Here is a 19,466-nt window from a genome sequence, read left to right as displayed (position 1 = left end):
GGACTGCATGACCGTGGCCCGAGGTCAAGGCCTTCCGTCGGGCGAACGCACTGACCTATACGCGCTGGCTACGCGGCCAAGACACCGCGTCGCTGTTCGAAGATTTTCTACAGGAGGCGCGAGCGCATCTCGACCACGTAACCAGATCGAACCCGGGGTAGGACGCCGATGACTGATGATTTCCAAGGTTGGGAGCGCCGCGACAAACCGCCCACGTTGTTTCGCCGCTTCGCGTTTGCGCAGTATGCGCAGACCCGCGCCTTCCTCGACGCGCTGTCGGCGTTGTCGGAGGAGGTTCAACGCCATCCGCAGAACATCAACTTCGGCACCACCTACGTCAATGTCACGATCGGAGCGGCTGATGGTGACGTATTGAGCGCCGAGGACGAACGGTTCGCCGGGCGTATCGCTGCTCTGGCCGGGCGCGGGGAGTGAGCGATGGGCAGTCCGCTGGTCATCGCGGTAATCAACCAGAAGGGCGGCGCCGGCAAGACCACCGTTGCGATGCACCTCGGCGCTGGTCTGACGCGGCGAGCGGCGTCCGTGGTTGTCGATCTGGATCCGCAAGGCTCGGCCACGCAATGGGCCGCCGCCGGTACGCAGTCCTTTCCCGCCACCGTCAAGCAATTGCGCGTAGGCGCGGGAGCGATCGATCTGCGGCGTGACTTTCGCGCCTATCCCTTCGTCGTGCTGGACTGCCCGCCTGCGGTCGATAGCCGAGCGGCGGCTCTGGCGCTGCAAAGCTGCGACGTCGCCGTCATTCCGGTGCTGCCCTCGCCGGTGGATCTGTGGGCCAGCATCCGGCTGCCGCAGGACATCGATGAAGCGAGGCGGCTCAATCCGCGGCTGCGTGCCTACCTGCTGCTGAACCAGATCGAGGCGCGCAGCGCGCTGTCGGCGGCGATGCAGGAGGCATTGGCCGAGTTCGGCCTGCCGGTCCTGCGCACTCCGGTGCGCCGCCGCGGCATCTACAAGACCGCTGCGCTTGAGGGCGTGTCGGCGTACCAGTTGGGGGTTCGCGGGCAAAGCGCCGTCGAGGAGATCGACGGCCTCATTGAGGAGATCCTTGAATGACCAGCATCAAAGACAAGCTCGCCAGCAGCGTCCGCCAGGCCAAGACCGGTGCGGAGCCTGCCTCTTCCGGCAAGGCGGAGGCAGACAACAACAAGGTGGAGGCAAACAAGACGCCGCGCTCGACCTCGGCCAACTCCACCAAAAAAGCGTCCGCGTCCGCGCCCGCGGATTCGCTGGCGGCAGAGCCGCCCCCCAGCGTCGAGGAGTTGTTTCCCGAGCGCATTTGGCCGGATTGAATTTTTGCAGGAAGTTGATCATGCGTAACGACCCCTCCCAGCGCGGCTATCTGCCTAGACGCGACCCTGCCTTCCACACGCCTGCCGCCCCCGGCGCGCTCGGCAGCAGCGCCGTGCGTCCGGCGCCCGCGGATACGGCCGGCTCTTCTCCTGCCGCGCTCGATGCCTACCGCGTGGCCAAGGAGCCTTATTACCGTTCGGTGGCCGATGAAGTCAGCCTCTACGAGGCCGCCTATTCGGTCCGCATGCCGATGATGCTCAAGGGTCCGACGGGTTGCGGCAAGACGCGCTTCGTCGAATACATGGCGTGGAAGCTCGGCAAGCCGCTGATCACTGTCGCGTGCAACGAAGACATGACCGCCAGCGATCTGGTCGGCCGTTTCCTGCTCGACGCCAACGGCACCCGTTGGCAGGACGGGCCGTTGACCATGGCCGCGCGTTTCGGCGGGATCTGCTATCTCGACGAAGTGGTCGAGGCGCGGCAGGACACCACGGTCGTGATCCACTCCTTGACCGATGCGCGTCGCATTCTGCCGCTCGAGAAAAAGGGCGAGATCGTCGAGGCCCATCCGGATTTCCAGGTGGTCATCTCATACAACCCTGGCTACCAGTCGCTGATGAAGGATCTGAAGCAGTCGACCAAGCAGCGGTTCGGCGCTCTCGACTTCAACTATCCGGAGCATGAGGTAGAGGCCGAGATCGTCGCGCACGAGAGCGGCGTTGCGTTGGACGCCGCGAAAAAGCTGGTGCACATCGCCGAGCACGCGCGCAATCTCAAAGGTCATGGGCTGGATGAAGGCATTTCCACCCGCATGCTGATCTACGCGGGATCGCTGATTACCCGCGACGTCGCGCCCCTGGCGGCCTGTCGGGTGGCGCTGGTGCGCCCGATCACCGACGATCCCGATATGCGCGACGCGCTCGATTCCGCGGTGACGACGTATTTCTGAACGTCTCTGACGAGTTGAAGACGCGAGGGGAAAAGGAAACTTGAGGTCGGCCGGGGTCAGCATCGCCAGGCAGTCCGAATTTACACATCATGGCCATCCACCTCGACGAATTTCAGGAACTCCTCGACGAACTGCCCGGCGGTGCGCAGGAACTGCTGCGCGCTTCCTGGAACGAGGCGGCGAGGGCCATGAGCCCGCGAGGGCTGGACAACTATCTCAAGGGCGCGTTGGCGCTGCATCAGCTCGGTCGCGGCGAGGAGTTGGTGGTCAGCTTCATCCAGTCGATGCCGGAGGTGGCGCGGGCGATCGGCGAGGAGTTGCTGCCCGATCTGGTGAACTTCCTGCTTGGCATGGCGTCCAAGACATCGGGACAGGTGCTGGGGTTGATCGTCGGCACCGCGCCGATAGTGGCGCACCGCGTAGGCGATCCCGATCTGTTTCGCAACTATCTGAAGGTGTTGGAGATCGTGGCGGCGCAGGCTCCGCGCGGCTTGCGGCCGATGCTGGAAAACCTCGATCGCCTGCTCAATCAGCTTACGCTGGGAGGCCTGCGCCGCTGGGTGCAATGGGGCGCGCAGGCGTACAAAACCGATTTCGAAGGGCAGGCGGCCTATTTCGGGCTGAACAGCGCCGATGCGCAGGCAGTGCTGCAGCAAGAGCGCAAGGGCACGCTGTTCGTCGACATCCAGAGGCGGCTCAACATCTACATGCGCGCGATCTGGGGCCGCGATTTTTTTCTGCGACCTACCGCCGGCGATTACGAAAGCCGCGAAGGGCTCAAGCCGTACATCGAGCATTATGTCATCTATATCGCGGACGCCTATGACGACTACAAACCCCAAGGCGATGCGACTGCGCCCGGGCAGGTCGTCAGCGCGCTCGAGATCTACCGCGCCGCCGCCAACCATTGCGCCGCGCATCTGGTGTTCACGCAGCACCCGTTGTCGATGCAGCAGTTGCTGCCGGTGCAGATGGCGCTGATCGAGCTGTTCGAGGATGCGCGAGTGGAAGAACTCGCGATTCGCAAATTCCCCGGAATGCGCGAGGCCTGGTTGGCGCTGCATCCGGTATTCGACTATTCGGCCCAGCCGGCGACCGTCGGCGAGTTGCTCGACCGCCTCGCCCGCGCGCTGCTCGACCTCGACTCGACCGATCCGCACCCCTTCGTGCGGGAGGGCGTGGCCGCGTTTCGCGCCCAGGCCGACCTGGACAGCAATCAGGTGAGCTGGAATCTCGGCGTGGATTTATCGCATCGCCTGTTTGAACTCGACCTGCCGACCTACAACAAGCTCACCGACGGGCTCAGCGCCATCTACCGCGACGACAACCGCGCCGTCTGGTTCCTGGAGGAATACGACGAGGCGCAGGTGATGGCCGCCACCTGGGAGACCCGCCAGCAGGTGCGCAAAAAAGTCAACGTGATGGAAATGGTCAACGAGGTGGACGTCGAGTTCGCCGGCGACGATGCGCAGGAAGTGTGGGAGCTTCCCACCGAATTCTATCTCGACCAGGAAAACGTGAGCATCAACTCGCTCGAAGGCCGTCCTCCAGTTTCCGAGCCCTATCACTATCCCGAATGGGACTATCAGATCCAGCTCGAGCGGCCCAATTGGGTGACGTTGCTCGAATACCATCCGCAGCTCGGCGAGCTGGAGGTGATCGAGGGCATCATCCTCGAGCACAAGCCGGTGATTTCGCGGCTCAAGTTCCTGATCGAATCGATGGTGCCGCAGGGCATGCAGCGTATCCGCCACATGGAGGACGGCGACGAGATCGACATCAACGCCGCGGTACGCGCGATGATCGATATCCGCATCGGCCAACAGCACGATCCTCGCATCATGATGCGCTACAAGCGCGCCCTGCGCGATCTGGCGGTGCTGGTGCTGCTGGACACGTCTGAATCGTCCAACGACAAGGTGCGCGGCCACGACTATACCGTGATGGATCTTACCCGCGCGGCTACGGTATTGCTTGCCGGTGCGCTGGACCGCATCGGCGACCCGTTCGCCATTCACGGCTTTTGTTCCGACGGCCGGCACGATGTGCATTACCAACGCTTCAAGGATTTCGACCAGCCCTATGACGATCTGGTCAAGGCGCGGCTGGCTGGGATGAAAGGGCGGCTCTCCACCCGCATGGGCGCCGCCCTGCGTCATGCGGCCCATTACCTGTCGCAGCAACCCAAGAGCAAGCGCGTGGTGTTCGTCGTCACCGACGGCGAGCCGGCCGACAACGATGTGACCGATCCGCAATACCTGCGCCACGACGCCAAGGCCGCCGTGGAAGAACTCGGCCGCCAGGGCATCACGGTATATGCGCTGTCGCTCGACCCTCATGCCGACCAGTACGTGTCGCGCATCTTCGGCTTGAAAAACTTCACCGTCATCGATCAGGTCGAACGCCTGCCGGAAAAACTGCCCATGCTCTACATGAGCCTGACGCGGTGAGGGTGGGCTGAGAATGAAGATCACCCTGCGCACCTACGTGTTTATGGACGCACTGCAGCCGCAGCTGGCGTCCTATATCGCGACGTCCTCACAGGGCTTTCTGCCGGTGCCCGGCGATGCCTGCATGTGGATCGAGGTCGCGCCCGGCATGGCGGTGCACAACCTCTCGGACATCGCGCTGAAAAAAACTAACGTGCGCATGGGCGAGCAAGTCGTCGAGCGCGCTTTCGGCTCGATGGAACTCCATTTCCGCAACCAGAGCGAGGTGCTCGCCGCGGGCGAACTGATCCTGCGGCAGCTCAACACCACCATGGATTCGCGGCTGCGCTGCAAGGTGGCGTGGAACGAGATCATCCGCGCCATCACACCTGACCACGCCACCCTGATAAATCGCCAATTGCGCAAGGGCTCGATGATCCTGCCCGGTAAAAGCATGTTCATCTTGGAGGTCGAGCCGGCGGGCTATATCATGTATGCCGCCAATGAGGCCGAGAAAGCCGCGCATATCACCCTGGTGGACGTCAAGGCCTTCGGTTCGTTCGGCCGCCTGACCATGATGGGTAACGAGGCCGAGGCCGAGGAAGCCCAGCGCGCGGCGGTGGCGGCGATCGAGCGCTTGAACCAGCGCGCCGTACCGCACGCGTGAACCCCATGGAAATCGATTCGATCGCAAAAAAACTGCTGTTTTCCACGGTGCGAGTGGATACCGAACTCGAAGACGGCAGCGCCGGCTCCGGCACGGCCTTCATCCTCAGCCACGCCCACCCGCGGGGAAGCACGCCGTTTGTCGTCACCAACCGCCATCTGGTTGAAGGCGTGCGCCGCGGCGGCTTGGTGTTCACTCAGTTAAACGAGGGCAAGCCGGCATTCGGCCAGCGCTTTCAGCTCAATATCGACGACTTTCCCGCCGCGTGGTTTGTCCATCCCGATCCCGAGATCGATCTGGCCATTGTGCCGCTGCGACCGCTCGAGCGCGCGGCGCGCGATCTCGGCGTGCAGTTGTATTACCACGCGATCGACAGCGAGCGCATTCCCGATGTGGCAGCGGTGCGAGGCTTCGACGCGCTCGAGGACGTGCTGTTTGTCGGCTATCCCAGCGGGGTGTGGGATGAGGTCAACCTCATGCCAATCCTGCGTCGTGGCACGACGGCCACGCCGTTGGAACTCGACTTCGAGGGGCACAAGCAATTCCTCATCGACGCCGCTGTATATCCCGGATCGAGCGGCAGCCCCGTATTCGTGATGCGCGACGATCCGCTTCGCCCGCGCGGGGACTCGGCGCGCTCCATCTGGTTCGCAGGGGTGGTGGCGGCGGTGTTCTTCCGCGAAGAGGCCAACCAGCTCGTGCCCGGACCGGTGCCGGCGCAGACCCATGCGCGGTCCGTCGGCGCGGAAATGATCGACCTCGGCCTCGTGATCAAGTCCGAATCCGTGCGTGAGCTCATCGACGCATACGTACGCAGATGGCTTTCTGATTGAAGCCGCCCGCACCGCGGCTACGACGTCGGCATGAATGCACAGGAGCGCCCCGGTGCGCGGATTGATGGCGTTTTCTCTTTCGTTGTCGTGAGAGTCGGACCGGGCCAGTTATGCCAGTGAGCTGATCGGTGGCGACTTGCGTTGGTCCAAGAGTGAACTCCCATGCCGCCGCCGTTCATCCGCAGCTCAATCTCGATGCGCGCATGAGCAGGCCGTTCGCTCTCTCAACAGCTCGGTGGTTGCGTGTGAGGTGAAAATCCGGTCGCTGGGTCTCTGCAAACTGTCCGTTGCCGCAGTCGAGCCTCACGGAGTTTCTTCCGAAGGCCAACATCTTCTTGCGTCCAGCCCGTCTGCCCGGGAAGAAAAGCTCCGTCGTCATCGAGACGACGGAGCAGTGCATCCGGGACTGGACGATCGGGAGGATGAATCGCCCTAGTTTGAACCGGATGAGATCATCTCACGAGGAGCAATGCTGACCGTTGGGACGCGCAATCACGCATAGGACTTAATGTATCGCGGATTCGCCGAAATAGCCAATGACTCGGAGAGCGTTGCGGCTGGCACTCGCCGCGGACCACAGTGGAGTGGAAACTGGGTTAAAACCCGCAGGGCGGATGGGCCGAGGTTCATATCCCGTTCAAAGGTACGGGCGAGGAGCGAGCCTTGTCGGGAAGTCGCCGATGTTCAGCCTGGATCGCTTCGGTTCTGCCGAAGTAAACAGAGCGGGCGTGAGGCATCCGTGCTCCTTCACCACAAGCCGGTTGTTGCAGATGAAGTAGGCGCCTGGCGGTCGTCGCCTTCCTTTTGCACTTCGGACAATGGCCAAGCCTTTTCATTGGTGCAGCGCTGTCGGCTGGCGCGACCCTCGTCGTTGCGACAATCCAAACTGTCCGTCATCTTCGTCGCATGGCAGCGGCCTCGACTCCGTCTCATTTACGAAGCAGTAAATGGGGACGACCCCATCCATGACGGGGTTCAGGATGTGGACGAACTCCTGTTGTTTGCGCTCCGCTTCAGAGTTCCAATCTGCGCGCAGCTTGAGCGCGTTTCCGCGAGGCATTGTTCGTGCAAGCCGCTTCGCGGCAGGCGCTGAAAGAATAGGTTTTGAACTGAATTGCCGAATTATCGGACTTTTTGCCAGTTCCAGGTTTTGTGTTCATAGCGGATTCGCACGCTGCAGCTATCGCTGGACATAAATTTAGAGCCCGGTGCGGCACCACAATGCGGGTCGCCTGCGTAGACCGATGCCGCAATCGATTTCAGTTTCCTATCTTTGACGATATTGAAGGTTTTCTCGTACAGATGCTCGTGAAAGATTTCCTTCCATCCTTTGTCCGCTTCGATCATGACAACCACGTCGCAGCCACGGTTGCTGCAATTCGCGCCGGAATAGTGATCGGAGCAGAGAGCTTCATTATCGATGAGAAGGGCGGGAGTGCTGTCGCTCAGAGCAATCAGCGTGATACCTGACATCTTGTCGGCAGGGATCCCGCCCGGATTGTAGTCCTTACAGCTGTTGCGGACATTCTCAGCATAGGTTTTGACTGCGGCGGGAAGGTCTTGATACTGCAAGCCAGCGGCTGATGCGGCGGGCGTACCCAGGACGAAGGTTCTGGACAGCAGCACAGTGCCCCTATTCTCTAACCGTATGGCCCAATTTCCTTGGTAGCGGTCTGATGGTTTCTTCTCAAAGTGATGGAACCAATAGCGCGGATTGCCCTCTCGCTTCAGATAGATATGCTCATAGCTATACGTGGACGTTTTTGTACTGCCGTCTTCAAGCCTCTCGGGCCAAACTACTACATGGTTGATCTGTAATCTCTCACCGGATGGCGGCGTGGGCACCCGCACCTGATAACCGAAGGCGACTCCCGCCAACAACGGTATGTCAAGTGTCGGGTCGACATGCGAAACGGCGAACACGTTCGAATAAATCGGTAACCCGTCCACATCATAGTCGCGGATTATCTTCTGGCTTTCGTCCTTGTAAATTCGGCCGATCTTTTCAACCGCGAATATCAGCGGCGTACCTTGATCTGTGAAGACGAGGAAATCGATCTCACCATGGCCCTTTACCAGTCCCTCAATATCTTTGGTGGCTTCACGAACCTGGCTAAGTAACGTCTCTGACATCTCGCCACGGGCACCGGTCGCGGTGCCGTATGCCTTGACGGCGGCTGTTGTCTGTCGGCCGGCGTGTCCGTCAGGACTACCCGTGTAGTAGCCGAGCTGGCTCAGATGAAACTGTAGCTCGAAAATCTCGTTGTGTGTGAGGGCATCCTGCGCGTCGGACTTGGAGGGCAAAATAAATGCCGCTGAAATCACTAAAAACACAGTAACGACGCGGTTGATCAAATTCTTTCGCCAGAAATGGTTGAAAACTGAGCGGCATTCCGCCGCCGCTCCGGTAGAGAACGTCTCCGATGCGAACTCGGTAACGGCGAAGCATAGTTTCATGTCAACCCCCCGTATTGCGAAGGATGATACCAGAAGCAAATCTGTATCGCCATTCATGCTGTTACGAGGCATAGATGACCCTGATCAGTTAGGATGATTGACGAAGGTGATCGACGATAGCTCCGTAGCAGAGGGGGGTGCGCTGCGCGACTTGTTCAATGAGGATTCGGAACGGCCGCAAAAACCCATGCTGAAATCGCCGCAATTCCACGAGGCCCGAGAGCAAGGCGGTGAACACCGCCGTCACGACTGCCAATCTGCCAGCGTCGCGCGCCGCGCTTTATTTGCGCGTCTCAACGGGCCGTCAGGCCGAAAGCGACTTGTCGATTCCCGATTAGCGGCGGCGGGGCACGGCGTTCTGCAAGGCGCGGGTCTGGGAAGTTGCCGCCGAGTTCGTTGATGCCGGCTTATCCGGGACCGACGACAAGCGCCCTGAATTGCAGCGGCTACTCGACATGGCGACGGCAGGCGGCGCGCCGTTCGACGTGGTCGTGGTCCATTCCTTCAGCCGCTTTGCCCGCGATCACTTCGCGCTCGAATATCATGTCCGCCGGCTGCGCAAGGCCGGCGTGCGGCTGGTGTCGATGACGCAAGACCTTGGCGACGATCCGATGAGCGTCATGGTGCGGCAGGTGTTCGCGCTGTTCGATGAATACCAATCGAAGGAAAACGCGAAGCACGTCCTGCACGCAATGCAGGAAAACGCGCGGCAGGAATTCTGGAACGGACGCTGAAGGATCGTGTCGCAGCGGTCCGGCTGGCGCGATGCTAGTCGAGCTCCCCTTCTGCAGTCCATTCTTGAAGGGATAAAATCAATAGCAGCCCGACTGGCTGTAACCGCCATTATATCCATTACGTTTGCAATCTTTTTCTTTCTCCAAGTCATCATGCCATTGACGGAGATTATTACTATTAATCCTTCCGAAGGTTTGGTTGAGCTCCTCGCTGATTATTCCAGTTTTTCTTCCCCAAACCGATAACTTGATGGCGTCACGCCCCAACCTGACCGCCTGCGCGAAGCTTTGCTCGAACACCGAGTTGCTAATGCCGGGGCCCTTGGGGCCAGAGTTGCGACCCACATCAAGGCTGTAAATCTTGTTCGCTCTGGTATTTGCGAATTGTCGAATATCGGCCGGGCACGTCAAGCTTACGGCAATTCGACTATATTGTCTGCTCAGTCCGAATCGCTCGGCGTCCGTTCCGTGATAAGTGAATCCGCCGCGATTACTTTCTCTGGCCATGGCAAGATAGAAATCTGCAAGACAGTCATCTTTCTGCACACTCTGGAGCAGGGTAACGGCCCGAGCGTCGTCTCGTGATACACCCTCTCCGTTAAAGTGCATTATTCCAAGCAATGTCGTTGCGGCGGGCAGCCGGTCTTTTCCTGCTTTGTTCAACCAATCCGCCGCCGCAGTCAGATTCCGCTCCACTCCATCACCATAATAGTAAGCCGAGCCCAGCACACTTTGGGCGGCAGGATTGCCTCCTTGCGCCGCGATCATCATTAGATCTGTCGCAACCTTTTTGTCCAAGGCAACGCCGATCCCGTAGTGGAAGATGTCATGTGCGAGCATCATCGCTACCGCATCGTTGTTGCGAACCCCGTTTTCAAGAATTTCCCAACCCTCTCCGGTTTTTTTGTCTACGATCAGGCCTCTGGCCAACATCAGTTTTAAAATTCGATTATCCGGCGAATAGCTGAGAGCTTCTCTGCAGGCTTCCTGCGTGCGACGCCCATCGATTTTATCCCAAGGTATGCCGCGCCCCTTGCTTCCGGCTTCGTAGATAATTGCCGCTTCGTGACGACATCTCTGTTCTGCCACCGAGGCGGCGGAACTTCCGGTTTCTGGCTGATGCAATCCGAACGCCAAGCTGATAATGTCTTTGCATACGACTTGGCGCCGTCTCTCGCCAACCGCCTCAAACCGGGCCTTTGAATTCTGCTGCGAAGGATACGCGGAGTTTATTGCGAGATTTCCATATATCTGGCTGATTGGCTGTGCCCCGCCGTTCGCATCAGACAACACCCGACACACATTGTCGGCCTCACTTATGGTTTGACGCAATCCATTCTTCGCTCCTTGCAGAATCTTCAACTGGTCATCAAGATTGTTGCCAACCCCTGAAGCCTAAGGGCTTCAGGCGTTGTACCCGGACCGTCAGAGACGGCCGCGATCATGTGCCGAAGGGCGTCCTCGGCCCCGCCGCGATCCAGGAAGTTTCTGATGCACTTTTCGAGATGTTGAGCTGAATATGGAGCGTTGGGACATCCTGCCCATTGCGGATCGATTGTCGTCATCGCCCGAAAGAAACCAGCTATATCTCCGCAAGTCCTCGGTTGATATAGCGACGGCACGCGCAATATCCGCTTAACCGCAACCACCATCTGTTCGAGATCATCGGCAATCTCATAACATTGCACGGGATAATGCCGGCTAACATCCTTGAAGAGAAGACCGACCAGATGCAGGGCAGGATAACCCGCCATCGATACTCGCTTTGGGTCCGGATTGGCGCGAATGATTGCCCACACGCACGCCGCCAATGTTTGATTGTCATGTTCGGATCGGCAGATTGCGTAGGCAGCCGCTGATTGTTCGAATATGCCAGGAGGCCCACTCCTCGGGGAGGGTCGAGAAAAGGTCTGAGCATGTACGGTAAGCGGAAGTACGAAGACAATTGAAAATATGACGGCAACAAAAGGGGAAAAATAGCAACGCACGGAGGCCCCCTATTTATCGATTATTTGCTAGGTTTCGCACTCAAGGTTTCAGCTATCATTAGTGGTGAGTAGTGATTCAAACTGGAATTATGGCTCGCTAAGACGACCTGACGGATTATAGAGTGGGGCGTGATCAAACCACTGCCGCCCAAAGATCAACGCGGCCCGAAGCCACAGAACAATCGGCGGATAGATTTACTTCAGGCAGGGGCGCTGTCAATCCGATTGGCTAGAGTTGAGCTTCCTCGTCACGCCCTCTTCGAGCCTGCTTCGTTAACGGCCACATGCTCGGCTCCTGCAGCCTGATACAGTCCCAAAGAGCCTGCCCCGCCGTGTCGGCGAGGGCTTTCCACGCAGGGTTGGCCTGCACCTGTTCACTCCGTCTCATTCCGGTAGCTATTGCGAAACGTATAACGGCTCCGACCAGAGGATTGCGTCGAGACCGAGCGGCGTTGATGAGTGCATCAAATTCTCCGGCTCTTAATCGTCGCTCACGTCGCCGGTCGGGAGCATCAAGCTTAAGGTTACGAACCGGATTCTCGCGGATGGGTGTGCCCTAATCCGTCTGAGCGACCTGAAAGAGATGGCGGATAGGATTCAACTGGCGCTTCAGCGTGGTGGGACTAACCGCCTTGAGCCTGTCGTCACGGTACCGTGCAAGATCTTCTGCACGCAGCTCTGAGAGCCGTTTGAGGCAAATTGGATGGTCAAGGAAGCGGTCTAGGACAATCCGCTCAAACGCTAGCTCCTCGCTTCGCAGCCGTGATGTCGTCCCTGTAGCGCTTGACGAGATCGGCAAGGATAATCGTCTGGAGCGTCTTTACATCTGGGGGAAGATCGCCGGTTTCAAACTTTCGCTTCCGTGTGTCGTGCCCATGTCTCTGCGTCCTTGCGGAAATGAAACGTCTCGGACATCGGCCTATGTCCCGCGCGTCTTATCTGGACCTGCCACTTCCCTCGATGTTTGCGGATTGTCGCCATCGGAATCCTCGCTGTGACCACAGTGTGACCAGCTGAGTTTTCAGACCGATGGGAGCTTGCGAACCTGGCTAAAACCTGAGTTGTCTCAAGTTGTTAACTGGCGCACCCGACAGGATTCGAACCTGTGACCTCTGCCTTCGGAGGGCAACGCTCTATCCAGCTGAGCTACGGGTGCGCGAGACATTCCGTTTAGCCGATCGATCGGACGTCGGCAATGTCCTGCAGCCCGCCGATCCGGAAATTGCCGTCGCCTGTCAATAGCCCAGCGCCACCGGCCGGAACGCCTGCAAAAGGTGCTGGTCCAGCTTGTCGCCCATTTCTTCCATGACTGCGAATGACTTGGCGTGGGTGAACGGGAGGCGATAGGCCCGTTGCTCGACCAGCGCCGCATGAATGTCCACGATCGTGGTCAGGCGCACGATGTCGCTGATCTGGTCGCCGCGCAGGCCGTCGGGGTATCCCGAGCCGTCGAGAAATTCATGATGGTGCAGAACGACATCGAGCATCTCCGGCGGGAAGCCTCCCTGATTCAGCAAGGCTTCGTAACCCAGGTGAACATGCCGGCGGATTTCGGTCTTCTCCTCGCTGGTGAGTTTGCCGGGCTTGTCGAGGATCGCGACGGGAATGAAAGCCTTGCCCACGTCATGCAGCAATGCGGCGCGCGCCAGCCGGCGCTGATCGTCCTCGCGCAGCCCCAAGTGCTGCGCGAACGCCACGGCGAAGCCTGTGACAAAAAGACAATGGCGATAAGTGTGGGTGTGATGACGGCCGACGGCGGCAAGCCATTGACGCAGCGATGTGCTCTTGATGGCCTTGAGAATCTGATGCTCGGCCTCCAGCACGTCGCTGAATGCAAGCGGAACTCCGGCCGGAAGCTGCTTGAATATCTTCACCAGCAAGGCATGCGCCGCCGCGATGCCTTGATTCAGCGCCGTGCCGTTCGTCGTTGCGTCATCGTCGTCCGGAAATGCGAGACGGATCCGCTGCAGGATGACTTGCGCGTCGAATGGCCGCGAAATTGTGTCTGTTGCGCCGAGCGCCCATGCCTGCATCGAGCCGTGGTGAAGCGCATCCGCGAGAACGAACAGCCGTGGTACCGATCGATAAGCCTCGATGCACAGCTTGTCGCGCACCCGCAACACGCTTTCAGCCGAGCGCAGATTGATGTCGACGACGATGCCGGCAAACCGGCCGGCCGGAGCGTCCGGAATCGCTGAGGTGGGGCTGGTATCGACGTCGCCGACGTGCTGCAGGATTGCCCCGAGGTCACCGCTTTGATCGCTCCGGTCGGATGCGAGAAGCAGGCGGCGCCTTGCGCGCGCTTCGGTTGTGAGCGTCCTCATTGATCCTCATCGGCTTGCAGTTCGGCGCTGCGCGAACTTTAGCCGATAAGTAGATTTGCGAAGATTAAGCGGTATTATTAACGCCGCCATAGCGGGCCGCCGAGAATTCAACGGAAAACATTGCCTTCGTTAACTTACGGAAGTCTAGGCGTCTGGCGGCCCCGCAAGGCAAGTGACGACGATGATTTGAAAAATGTCGCCAGTGCGCGCGAAAATCTCAGATGCGGATGTGTTAGGATCTGTTTATCGAGGCCGGCAGAATTCCGGATCGGGTTTTACATGTCGGCAAGCACAAAGGCGGCATCATGAAGCAGCGGACACTGGTCTTTGCCTCGGCATGTGCGGTTGCATCGTACGCGGCGTGGAGCGCGCCGGGACATGCGCAGAAACCGGCCGCGGGCCCATTTTATTCCTCGCCTTCGAGGGCGGCGCTGTCGAACAAGACGCCGCTGGCTTTCGGCATGGACGAGGCGGCCGTGGCGAATGCGCTTGGGGTGCCCCTGAACTACATCAGCGGACGTCCGGGCAGCGAGATATTTCTGGCGTTGCGGAGCTTCGGTGGCAGCGGCCTATTCGAACGCAGGGATCGGCTCTACCTGCAATTCCGCAGAGGGCGTCTCACAGGCTGGAAGGGAGATTGGGGCCATAACTGGATGTGGCGATAACAATAGGCGCCGCGGGCGGGAAAAATGCGCCACTCACGTTTCCGGTTTCAGCTGTCGCCTCTCTCCCGGAATGTTTCCATTCTCGTACAGACCATCTAAAATCGACGAATGTGTCGTAGCCCGAGCTGGCCCCTGGCGAATGCAATGACGATCCGATCGACCGCGGAAGCCGTGCGGGGAAAGCGATGAACGGGGACGGGGACAACAGCCGATATCGCCGCAGGGGCCTGTTCGCCAAGTATGTCATGTCGCTCGTCGGGCTGGTGGTGTTCGTTCTCGCGATCAACGGCGCGCTGGAGGTCTGGATTACCTACGATCAGACCAGGACCGCGCTTGTTCGCGAGATGACGGAGAAGGCGGATACGACGGCGCATCGCATTGAGCAGTCGATCGCGGATCTGGAACGCCAGGTCAGCTGGGTTACGCGCGCCAGTGTTGTCACGGTCGAGCAGCGGCGCGCCGACTATGCGGAATTGCTCAATCAGGTGCCGGCCGTCAGCCGGATCTTCCAGCTTGACGGGCAGGGACACGAGCAGCTTCGGCTATCGCGCCACTCCGTATCTTTCGGCAGCGGTGCTGACTTCTCCCGCGACGTGAGATTCACGCGGGCCGTCGAGAATGGCGTCACCTACGCGCCGGTTTTCTTCCGCGAGCAACAGCCCTTCATGTCGATCGCCATCGCTCATGCCGGGCGGGATGCCGGCGCGTCAGTCGCGGAAATCGATCTTCACTTTCTATCCGGATATATCGACGAAGTGCAGGCCGGAAAAATCGGCTCAGCATATGTCGTGGACGCGAACGGCGTCCTGCTCGCCAGTTCCGATAAGGAGATGCAGCCCGGCCAGAATCTGTCCGCGCTGCCGCAGCTTGCGGCGCTGCTGAAATCCGGCAACCCGCCCTCCACGTCGGGAACGAACGATGAAGGCAATGCCGTGCTGACCGCGTCGAGCCAGGTCCCGAAGCTCCACTGGTTCGTGCTGTTCGAACAACCCGCAAGTCAGGCGCTCGCGCCGATCCATGATCTTTTGATACGCATCGGCGTTCTGGTCGCGTTCGGCCTTGGACTCGCGATCCTCGCCGGGATGCTGCTGGCGCGGCGCATGCTGGTCCCGATCCAGGCGCTCAACACCGGCGCGCAACGGCTCGGAGGCGGCGACTTCGAACACCGTATCGACATCAAAACCGGTGACGAACTGGAGCAACTTGCCGAGCAGTTCAACAGCATGGCCGGCCAGCTTCGCGAGACCTATTCCGACCTCGAACTCAAGGTCAAGGACCGGACACGCGAACTCGCGCAGTCGGTGAGCGAACTCAAGGCGCTCGAGGAATTCGGCCGTGCCGTCGCATCCTCGCTCGATCTGAACGCCGTGCTCCGCACGGTCTCCGGCCGCGCGCTCGAGATCAGCAAAGCCGATGCCGTGCTGATCTACGGCTTCGATGTGGAAGCTCGCCGCTTTGATCTCATCGAGGCCAGCGGCATGGACAAGTCGTCAGGCGGCAACCACGGCGTCGTAGGCGCCGACGACGGCCTGCTTGGTCAGGCCGCCGCAAACGGCGCGCCGATCGCAATCGAAGACTTCGCAGCGTCGGACCCAAATCCGCTTAAAGAAGCCGTCGCAGCGGCCGGTTTCCGTTCCGCGCTGGCGGTGCCGCTGATCGATCAGCAAGGCGTCCTCGGCGCGCTGATCGTGCTGCGCCGGGGCACAGGCGCGTTTTCGCCGAACCTGCTGGGGTTGATGCAGACATTTGCTCATCAGTCGGTGCTGGCGATGCGCAACGCGCGGCTTTTCCATGAAGTCGATCGGAAAGGCAAGGAGCTTGCGACCGCGCACGGCACCGTGCAGCAGCAGGCCGATAAACTTCAGCAACAGACCTACCAGCTGCTCAACTGGAACAAGTCGCTCGAAGAGCAGGTCGGTAAGCAGCTCGGCGAGATCGAGCGGATCCGGCGGCTCGAACGTTTTCTCGCACCGCAGGTCGCGCAGCTGGTTGCTTCATCGGACGGGAAGAACTCGCTGCTCGACAGCCATCGCGGCGAGGTCACGGTCGTGTTCTGCGATCTGCGCGGCTTCACGGCCTTCACCGAAAGCTCGGAGCCGGAAGAGGCGATGAACGTGCTGCGGGAATATCACGCCGCGCTCGGCGAATTGATCTTCAAGTACGAAGGCACGCTGGACCGGTACGCCGGCGACGGCGTGATGATTCTGTTCAACGCGCCGATCCCCGTTCCGGATCACACGCCGCGCGCGGTGAGGATGGCGGTGGAAATGCGCGACAGCGTCGGGGTGCTGTCGCAAAAGTGGCGTAACCGCGGTCACAGCCTTGGCTTCAGCGTCGGGATCGCCGTCGGCTATGCGACGCTCGGCCAGGTCGGCTTCGAGCGCCGGCTCGAATATGCGGCGATCGGCAGCGTCACCAATCTCGCCTCAAGGCTATGCGACGAAGCCAAGGCAGGCCAGATCGTGGTCAATCAGCGCGCCTACAGCATGGTGGAGCACCTCGTGGACGCAACGGCTTTGGCGCCGCTGCTCCTGAAAGGCTTCCACCATCCGATCGCGGCCGTCGAGATTCACCGCTGGCAGGATCGCGCGGGCGATGTCTCCGCACTGCGCTCGGCGACAGGCGGCCCCGCATGAATTATTCGATTGCGACGCGTTCGAATGCGCCGGTCGTTGAATCGTCATCACGGCTTGAATAGGTTCGCAATGATCCACGCGATCGCAAACCGTCGCTGCGACAGCGCTGCATTTTTTCGGGAAGAATCTTTCGATGGCGATGAAATCCTTTAACCCGCACCACGTCGCGACGCGGGCGGTCGCTCTCGCCGCCGTGCTGGGGACGGCGGTCGTCGCGTCTCAGGGGTTCGCGGCTGGCGCGGAGACTTCGAACGGCGCGGCCGTCACCGTCCTGAAGGCAACGAGATCCTGCTTCTCCGACACGGTCGAGGTCGCCGGAATCCTGATCCCGAAGAACGAAACCGCGGTCCGTCCGGAGCGGCCGGGGCTGAAGGTCACCGAGATATTGGTCGAGCCGGGACAAAGCGTTACCGCCGGGCAGGTGCTTGCCCGTCTCAACCGGGCCGAGGGCGGATCGGCCCAGGTTCAGGCGCCGGTCGCGGGACTGGTCAGTCATTCCACCGCCGAGATCGGCGCGATTGCCTCGGGCAAGGGCGAGGCACTGTTCAATATCGTTACCGGCAACGAGTTCGATCTGGTCGGGCAGGTGCCCACCCCTGATCTGGCGAAGCTAGCGGTCGGTCAGACCGCCAAGGTCGTGGTCGTCGGCGCCGGCGACATGGATGGCAAAGTCCGGCTCGTCGCGCCGACGGTCGAACCGAACAGCCAACTCGGGCAGGTCTTCATATCCGTCGATCCGAACAGGCACCTGCTCGTCAATGCATCCGGCCGTGCGATCGTCAAGACCGGCGAGAGCTGCGGCATCGCGGTGCCCCTGACGGCGATCCTGTATGGAAGCGCGGGCACGGTTGTTCAGGTCGTCCGGCGCCAGCGGGTCGAAACGCGGCGCGTCGAGGTGGGATTATTGTCGGGGGGACAGGTCGAGGTCCGCGAGGGATTGTCGGACGGCGACGTGGTGGTGGCGCGCGCCGGCGCCCAGTTGCGCGAAGGCGATCCGGTCAGACCGATCGCCGCGGAAGCGAGCGCAAAGGAATAGCCGCTTTAGCCGCCGGCCTTGCGCGCGGCCATCGTCGCTGTGGACCCGAACGGCACGTCTTGAGCGAGCGAGGACGATACCGTCGGAACCTGCGCCCCGTTGGTTGCGCGTGAAACCGCAATCCGCGTCTTGCTGAATACGGCTCCGGCGTCCGGATCCGGCGTATCGAGGCTCTTGAGCAATTCCGCCATCAGCAGGCTGTATTGCCCGCTTGATTCATCGACGACCTTCCCTGGGGTGGCCGACGACAGGATCAACGCATTGTCCGGCACGGTGATCGGCGCAAGGCCGTGGGAGTAGGAACGGAAGCGCCGCTCATAGGGGTTGCGCCGCGACGCGTCGATCACTGCAAGTTTGACCTTGGCGGAGCGTGTCTTCATCGCGCCGAGCACGGCTTCGACGGACAACCCGTCGCGCCGAACGTCGGCCTCCTTCCAGATCCGCGCATCGACCGGGATCATATAGCTTTCGCGGCCGGACTGAATGCCGAAGCCGCTGAAGAACAGGAGCGCCGTCGTATCGGGACCGATCTTCGATTCCAGGCGGCGGACCGCGCGGCGCATGTCGTCCCGGTTGGCATCCTCGACCGTAATGACGTCGAAGCCGTCGCGCCGCAGGATCGTGGTCAACGCCCGGGCATCGTTGATGGACTGGCCCAAGGGACCGTTCGCATCCGGATAGTGCCCGTTGCCGATGACGAGCGCGACCCGCGGCGGCTTGACGGCGATGCTGCCGGTCGTGTCGGCCACGGCGAGAGCCTTCGCGACCTCCAGGCTGCGCTTGTTGAGCGCGGCATGGGCGCCGATCGCCAGGGACACCATCCCGACGAGGACAGCGGCCAATGTGACAGACCGGGAGGAGAGGCTAAGCGGCCCGAATTTCATAACGGTCATTTCCCGGTCATGCTCGATGGCGTTCGTAAGTCGCGCCAATGCCAGATTGGTTTGAGGGAGTCCCTGACATATTGCGGTGAAATGCGCTCGTTCTGCGGCACCGCAACATAAAAAGGGTCATACCCTGCATGTCCTCCATGAGCAATGTGAAACCTTTATTTATTGGAAACACAATTGGTTAAGTACGTCGCGACAAGGCTCCGGAACGACCCGAGGGACGATCACGAATGAGGGAGAAGGGCGGAACCTCACCGCCGTCAACCTATCGCCGCGTGGCGGTCCGATGCCGTGAGCTGAGTCACGTTTGTATTCCTTGCCTATTCGTGTAGTTTTTCAAAGGCTTGGCTGAAACGAGCCTTGACGCGGCCTTGGAACGCGCATGGGAGTGCAGAGAAAATCATGACTGCCCGCCATGTCGCCGGCGCCGTCTATCGTGCGCTGACGAACCGCAAGGACGGCCCCTCGCTGTACGACCTCTGCGACCCCCTCCTGCTGCGTCACCAGGGCGGCGACGCTCACCTGGCCAAATTCTACAGGACCGCGC

The 19,466-nt window shown here is 60.5% G+C and carries 15 protein-coding genes, 1 tRNA gene and 1 pseudogene; 11 read left to right on the top strand and 6 right to left on the bottom strand.

What is annotated here, in order from left to right; all coding sequences use genetic code 11:
- Nucleotides 1–168 precede the first annotated feature (168 nt).
- The 7 genes from BGN91_RS17250 to BGN91_RS17220 all read left to right on the top strand — a co-directional run bounded on the left by BGN91_RS17250 (nucleotide 169) and on the right by BGN91_RS17220 (nucleotide 6,189).
- Complete coding sequence (locus BGN91_RS17250; protein ID WP_292615249.1) at nucleotides 169–435, top strand: 4a-hydroxytetrahydrobiopterin dehydratase; 267 nt, start codon at nucleotides 169–171, stop codon at nucleotides 433–435.
- A 3-nt stretch (nucleotides 436–438) separates the two neighbouring features.
- Nucleotides 439–1,074, top strand: a complete 636-nt coding sequence (gene parA / locus BGN91_RS17245) for a ParA family partition ATPase (protein WP_292615248.1) — start codon at nucleotides 439–441, stop codon at nucleotides 1,072–1,074.
- On the top strand, nucleotides 1,071–1,310 hold the full coding sequence (locus BGN91_RS17240; protein ID WP_292615246.1) for a hypothetical protein: 240 nt from the start codon (nucleotides 1,071–1,073) through the stop codon (nucleotides 1,308–1,310). Before parA ends, BGN91_RS17240 begins: the two co-directional genes overlap by 4 nt.
- Nucleotides 1,311–1,330: 20 nt before the next feature.
- The gene (locus BGN91_RS17235) at nucleotides 1,331–2,260 is read left to right on the top strand and encodes a CbbQ/NirQ/NorQ/GpvN family protein (RefSeq protein WP_292615252.1); all 930 of its coding nucleotides are present in this window, start codon (nucleotides 1,331–1,333) and stop codon (nucleotides 2,258–2,260) included.
- 89 nt (nucleotides 2,261–2,349) lie between these two features.
- Nucleotides 2,350–4,710, top strand: a complete 2,361-nt coding sequence (locus tag BGN91_RS17230; RefSeq protein ID WP_292615245.1) for a nitric oxide reductase activation protein NorD — start codon at nucleotides 2,350–2,352, stop codon at nucleotides 4,708–4,710.
- A gap of 13 nt (nucleotides 4,711–4,723) precedes the next feature.
- Nucleotides 4,724–5,356 (top strand): hypothetical protein, encoded by a 633-nt coding sequence (locus tag BGN91_RS17225; RefSeq protein WP_292615243.1) that lies wholly within the window; start codon nucleotides 4,724–4,726, stop codon nucleotides 5,354–5,356.
- 5 nt (nucleotides 5,357–5,361) lie between these two features.
- A complete protein-coding gene (locus BGN91_RS17220) occupies nucleotides 5,362–6,189 on the top strand; it encodes a serine protease (RefSeq protein WP_292615241.1) in 828 nt (275 codons plus the stop codon).
- A gap of 1,122 nt (nucleotides 6,190–7,311) precedes the next feature.
- On the opposite strand, the gene BGN91_RS17215 is transcribed toward BGN91_RS17220, so the two are convergent.
- On the bottom strand, nucleotides 7,312–8,703 hold the full coding sequence (locus BGN91_RS17215) for a peptidoglycan-binding domain-containing protein (protein ID WP_292615239.1): 1,392 nt from the start codon (nucleotides 8,701–8,703) through the stop codon (nucleotides 7,312–7,314).
- 173 nt (nucleotides 8,704–8,876) lie between these two features.
- On the opposite strand from BGN91_RS17215, the pseudogene BGN91_RS17210 reads away from it, so the two are divergent.
- Nucleotides 8,877–9,374: pseudogene (locus BGN91_RS17210) on the top strand (recombinase family protein); the annotation flags it as partial.
- A gap of 84 nt (nucleotides 9,375–9,458) precedes the next feature.
- On the opposite strand, the gene BGN91_RS17205 reads toward BGN91_RS17210, so the two are convergent.
- From BGN91_RS17205 to BGN91_RS17190, 4 genes are all read right to left on the bottom strand, one after another.
- Entirely contained in the window at nucleotides 9,459–10,742 is a 1,284-nt protein-coding gene (locus tag BGN91_RS17205; RefSeq protein ID WP_292615237.1) for a tetratricopeptide repeat protein, read from the bottom strand.
- On the bottom strand, nucleotides 10,739–11,134 hold the full coding sequence (locus BGN91_RS17200) for a hypothetical protein (protein ID WP_292615236.1): 396 nt from the start codon (nucleotides 11,132–11,134) through the stop codon (nucleotides 10,739–10,741). Before BGN91_RS17200 ends, BGN91_RS17205 begins: the two co-directional genes overlap by 4 nt.
- 1,313 nt (nucleotides 11,135–12,447) lie before the next feature.
- A tRNA-Arg gene (locus BGN91_RS17195) sits at nucleotides 12,448–12,524 on the bottom strand.
- Between the two features lie 79 nt (nucleotides 12,525–12,603).
- The gene (locus BGN91_RS17190) at nucleotides 12,604–13,692 is read right to left on the bottom strand and encodes an HD domain-containing phosphohydrolase (RefSeq protein WP_292615234.1); all 1,089 of its coding nucleotides are present in this window, start codon (nucleotides 13,690–13,692) and stop codon (nucleotides 12,604–12,606) included.
- A 305-nt stretch (nucleotides 13,693–13,997) separates the two neighbouring features.
- Between BGN91_RS17190 and BGN91_RS17185 the strand changes: the two genes are divergently transcribed.
- The 3 genes from BGN91_RS17185 to BGN91_RS17175 all read left to right on the top strand — a co-directional run bounded on the left by BGN91_RS17185 (nucleotide 13,998) and on the right by BGN91_RS17175 (nucleotide 18,029).
- Entirely contained in the window at nucleotides 13,998–14,357 is a 360-nt protein-coding gene (locus BGN91_RS17185; protein ID WP_292615232.1) for a hypothetical protein, read from the top strand.
- A 185-nt stretch (nucleotides 14,358–14,542) separates the two neighbouring features.
- Nucleotides 14,543–16,993, top strand: coding sequence for an adenylate/guanylate cyclase domain-containing protein (locus tag BGN91_RS17180; RefSeq protein WP_292615230.1), 2,451 nt, complete (start codon nucleotides 14,543–14,545; stop codon nucleotides 16,991–16,993).
- A gap of 133 nt (nucleotides 16,994–17,126) precedes the next feature.
- Nucleotides 17,127–18,029 carry an HlyD family efflux transporter periplasmic adaptor subunit gene (locus tag BGN91_RS17175; RefSeq protein WP_292615228.1) on the top strand — a complete coding sequence of 301 codons (903 nt, stop codon included), beginning with the start codon at nucleotides 17,127–17,129 and terminating at the stop codon, nucleotides 18,027–18,029.
- Between the two features lie 5 nt (nucleotides 18,030–18,034).
- Here the strand turns inward: BGN91_RS17175 and BGN91_RS17170 are convergent, their stop codons facing one another.
- Nucleotides 18,035–18,913, bottom strand: a complete 879-nt coding sequence (locus BGN91_RS17170) for a caspase family protein (RefSeq protein WP_292615251.1) — start codon at nucleotides 18,911–18,913, stop codon at nucleotides 18,035–18,037.
- Nucleotides 18,914–19,466: the final 553 nt, after the last annotated feature.

Origin of the sequence: Nitrobacter sp. 62-13, from assembly GCF_001896955.1 — a bacterium.
Taxonomy (GTDB): Bacteria; Pseudomonadota; Alphaproteobacteria; order Rhizobiales; family Xanthobacteraceae; genus Nitrobacter.
The sequence above is the reverse complement of the archived record's forward strand: the minus strand, read 5'-3'. Positions and strand labels throughout refer to the sequence as shown.

What these genes read in the sequence shown, in the direction of transcription:
- BGN91_RS17225 (WP_292615243.1), top strand. Translation starts at nt 4,724, where the DNA reads ATGAAGATCACCCTGCGCACCTACGTGTTTATGGACGCACTGCAGCCG.
- BGN91_RS17240 (WP_292615246.1), top strand. Translation starts at nt 1,071, where the DNA reads ATGACCAGCATCAAAGACAAGCTCGCCAGCAGCGTCCGCCAGGCCAAG.
- BGN91_RS17185 (WP_292615232.1), top strand. Translation starts at nt 13,998, where the DNA reads ATGAAGCAGCGGACACTGGTCTTTGCCTCGGCATGTGCGGTTGCATCG.
- BGN91_RS17230 (WP_292615245.1), top strand. Translation starts at nt 2,350, where the DNA reads ATGGCCATCCACCTCGACGAATTTCAGGAACTCCTCGACGAACTGCCC.
- BGN91_RS17170 (WP_292615251.1), bottom strand. Translation starts at nt 18,913, where the DNA reads ATGAAATTCGGGCCGCTTAGCCTCTCCTCCCGGTCTGTCACATTGGCC.
- parA (WP_292615248.1), top strand. Translation starts at nt 439, where the DNA reads ATGGGCAGTCCGCTGGTCATCGCGGTAATCAACCAGAAGGGCGGCGCC.
- BGN91_RS17215 (WP_292615239.1), bottom strand. Translation starts at nt 8,703, where the DNA reads ATGAATGGCGATACAGATTTGCTTCTGGTATCATCCTTCGCAATACGG.
- BGN91_RS17220 (WP_292615241.1), top strand. Translation starts at nt 5,362, where the DNA reads ATGGAAATCGATTCGATCGCAAAAAAACTGCTGTTTTCCACGGTGCGA.
- BGN91_RS17180 (WP_292615230.1), top strand. Translation starts at nt 14,543, where the DNA reads ATGAACGGGGACGGGGACAACAGCCGATATCGCCGCAGGGGCCTGTTC.
- BGN91_RS17200 (WP_292615236.1), bottom strand. Translation starts at nt 11,134, where the DNA reads ATGGCGGGTTATCCTGCCCTGCATCTGGTCGGTCTTCTCTTCAAGGAT.
- BGN91_RS17175 (WP_292615228.1), top strand. Translation starts at nt 17,127, where the DNA reads ATGGCGATGAAATCCTTTAACCCGCACCACGTCGCGACGCGGGCGGTC.
- BGN91_RS17235 (WP_292615252.1), top strand. Translation starts at nt 1,331, where the DNA reads ATGCGTAACGACCCCTCCCAGCGCGGCTATCTGCCTAGACGCGACCCT.
- BGN91_RS17190 (WP_292615234.1), bottom strand. Translation starts at nt 13,692, where the DNA reads ATGAGGACGCTCACAACCGAAGCGCGCGCAAGGCGCCGCCTGCTTCTC.
- BGN91_RS17250 (WP_292615249.1), top strand. Translation starts at nt 169, where the DNA reads ATGACTGATGATTTCCAAGGTTGGGAGCGCCGCGACAAACCGCCCACG.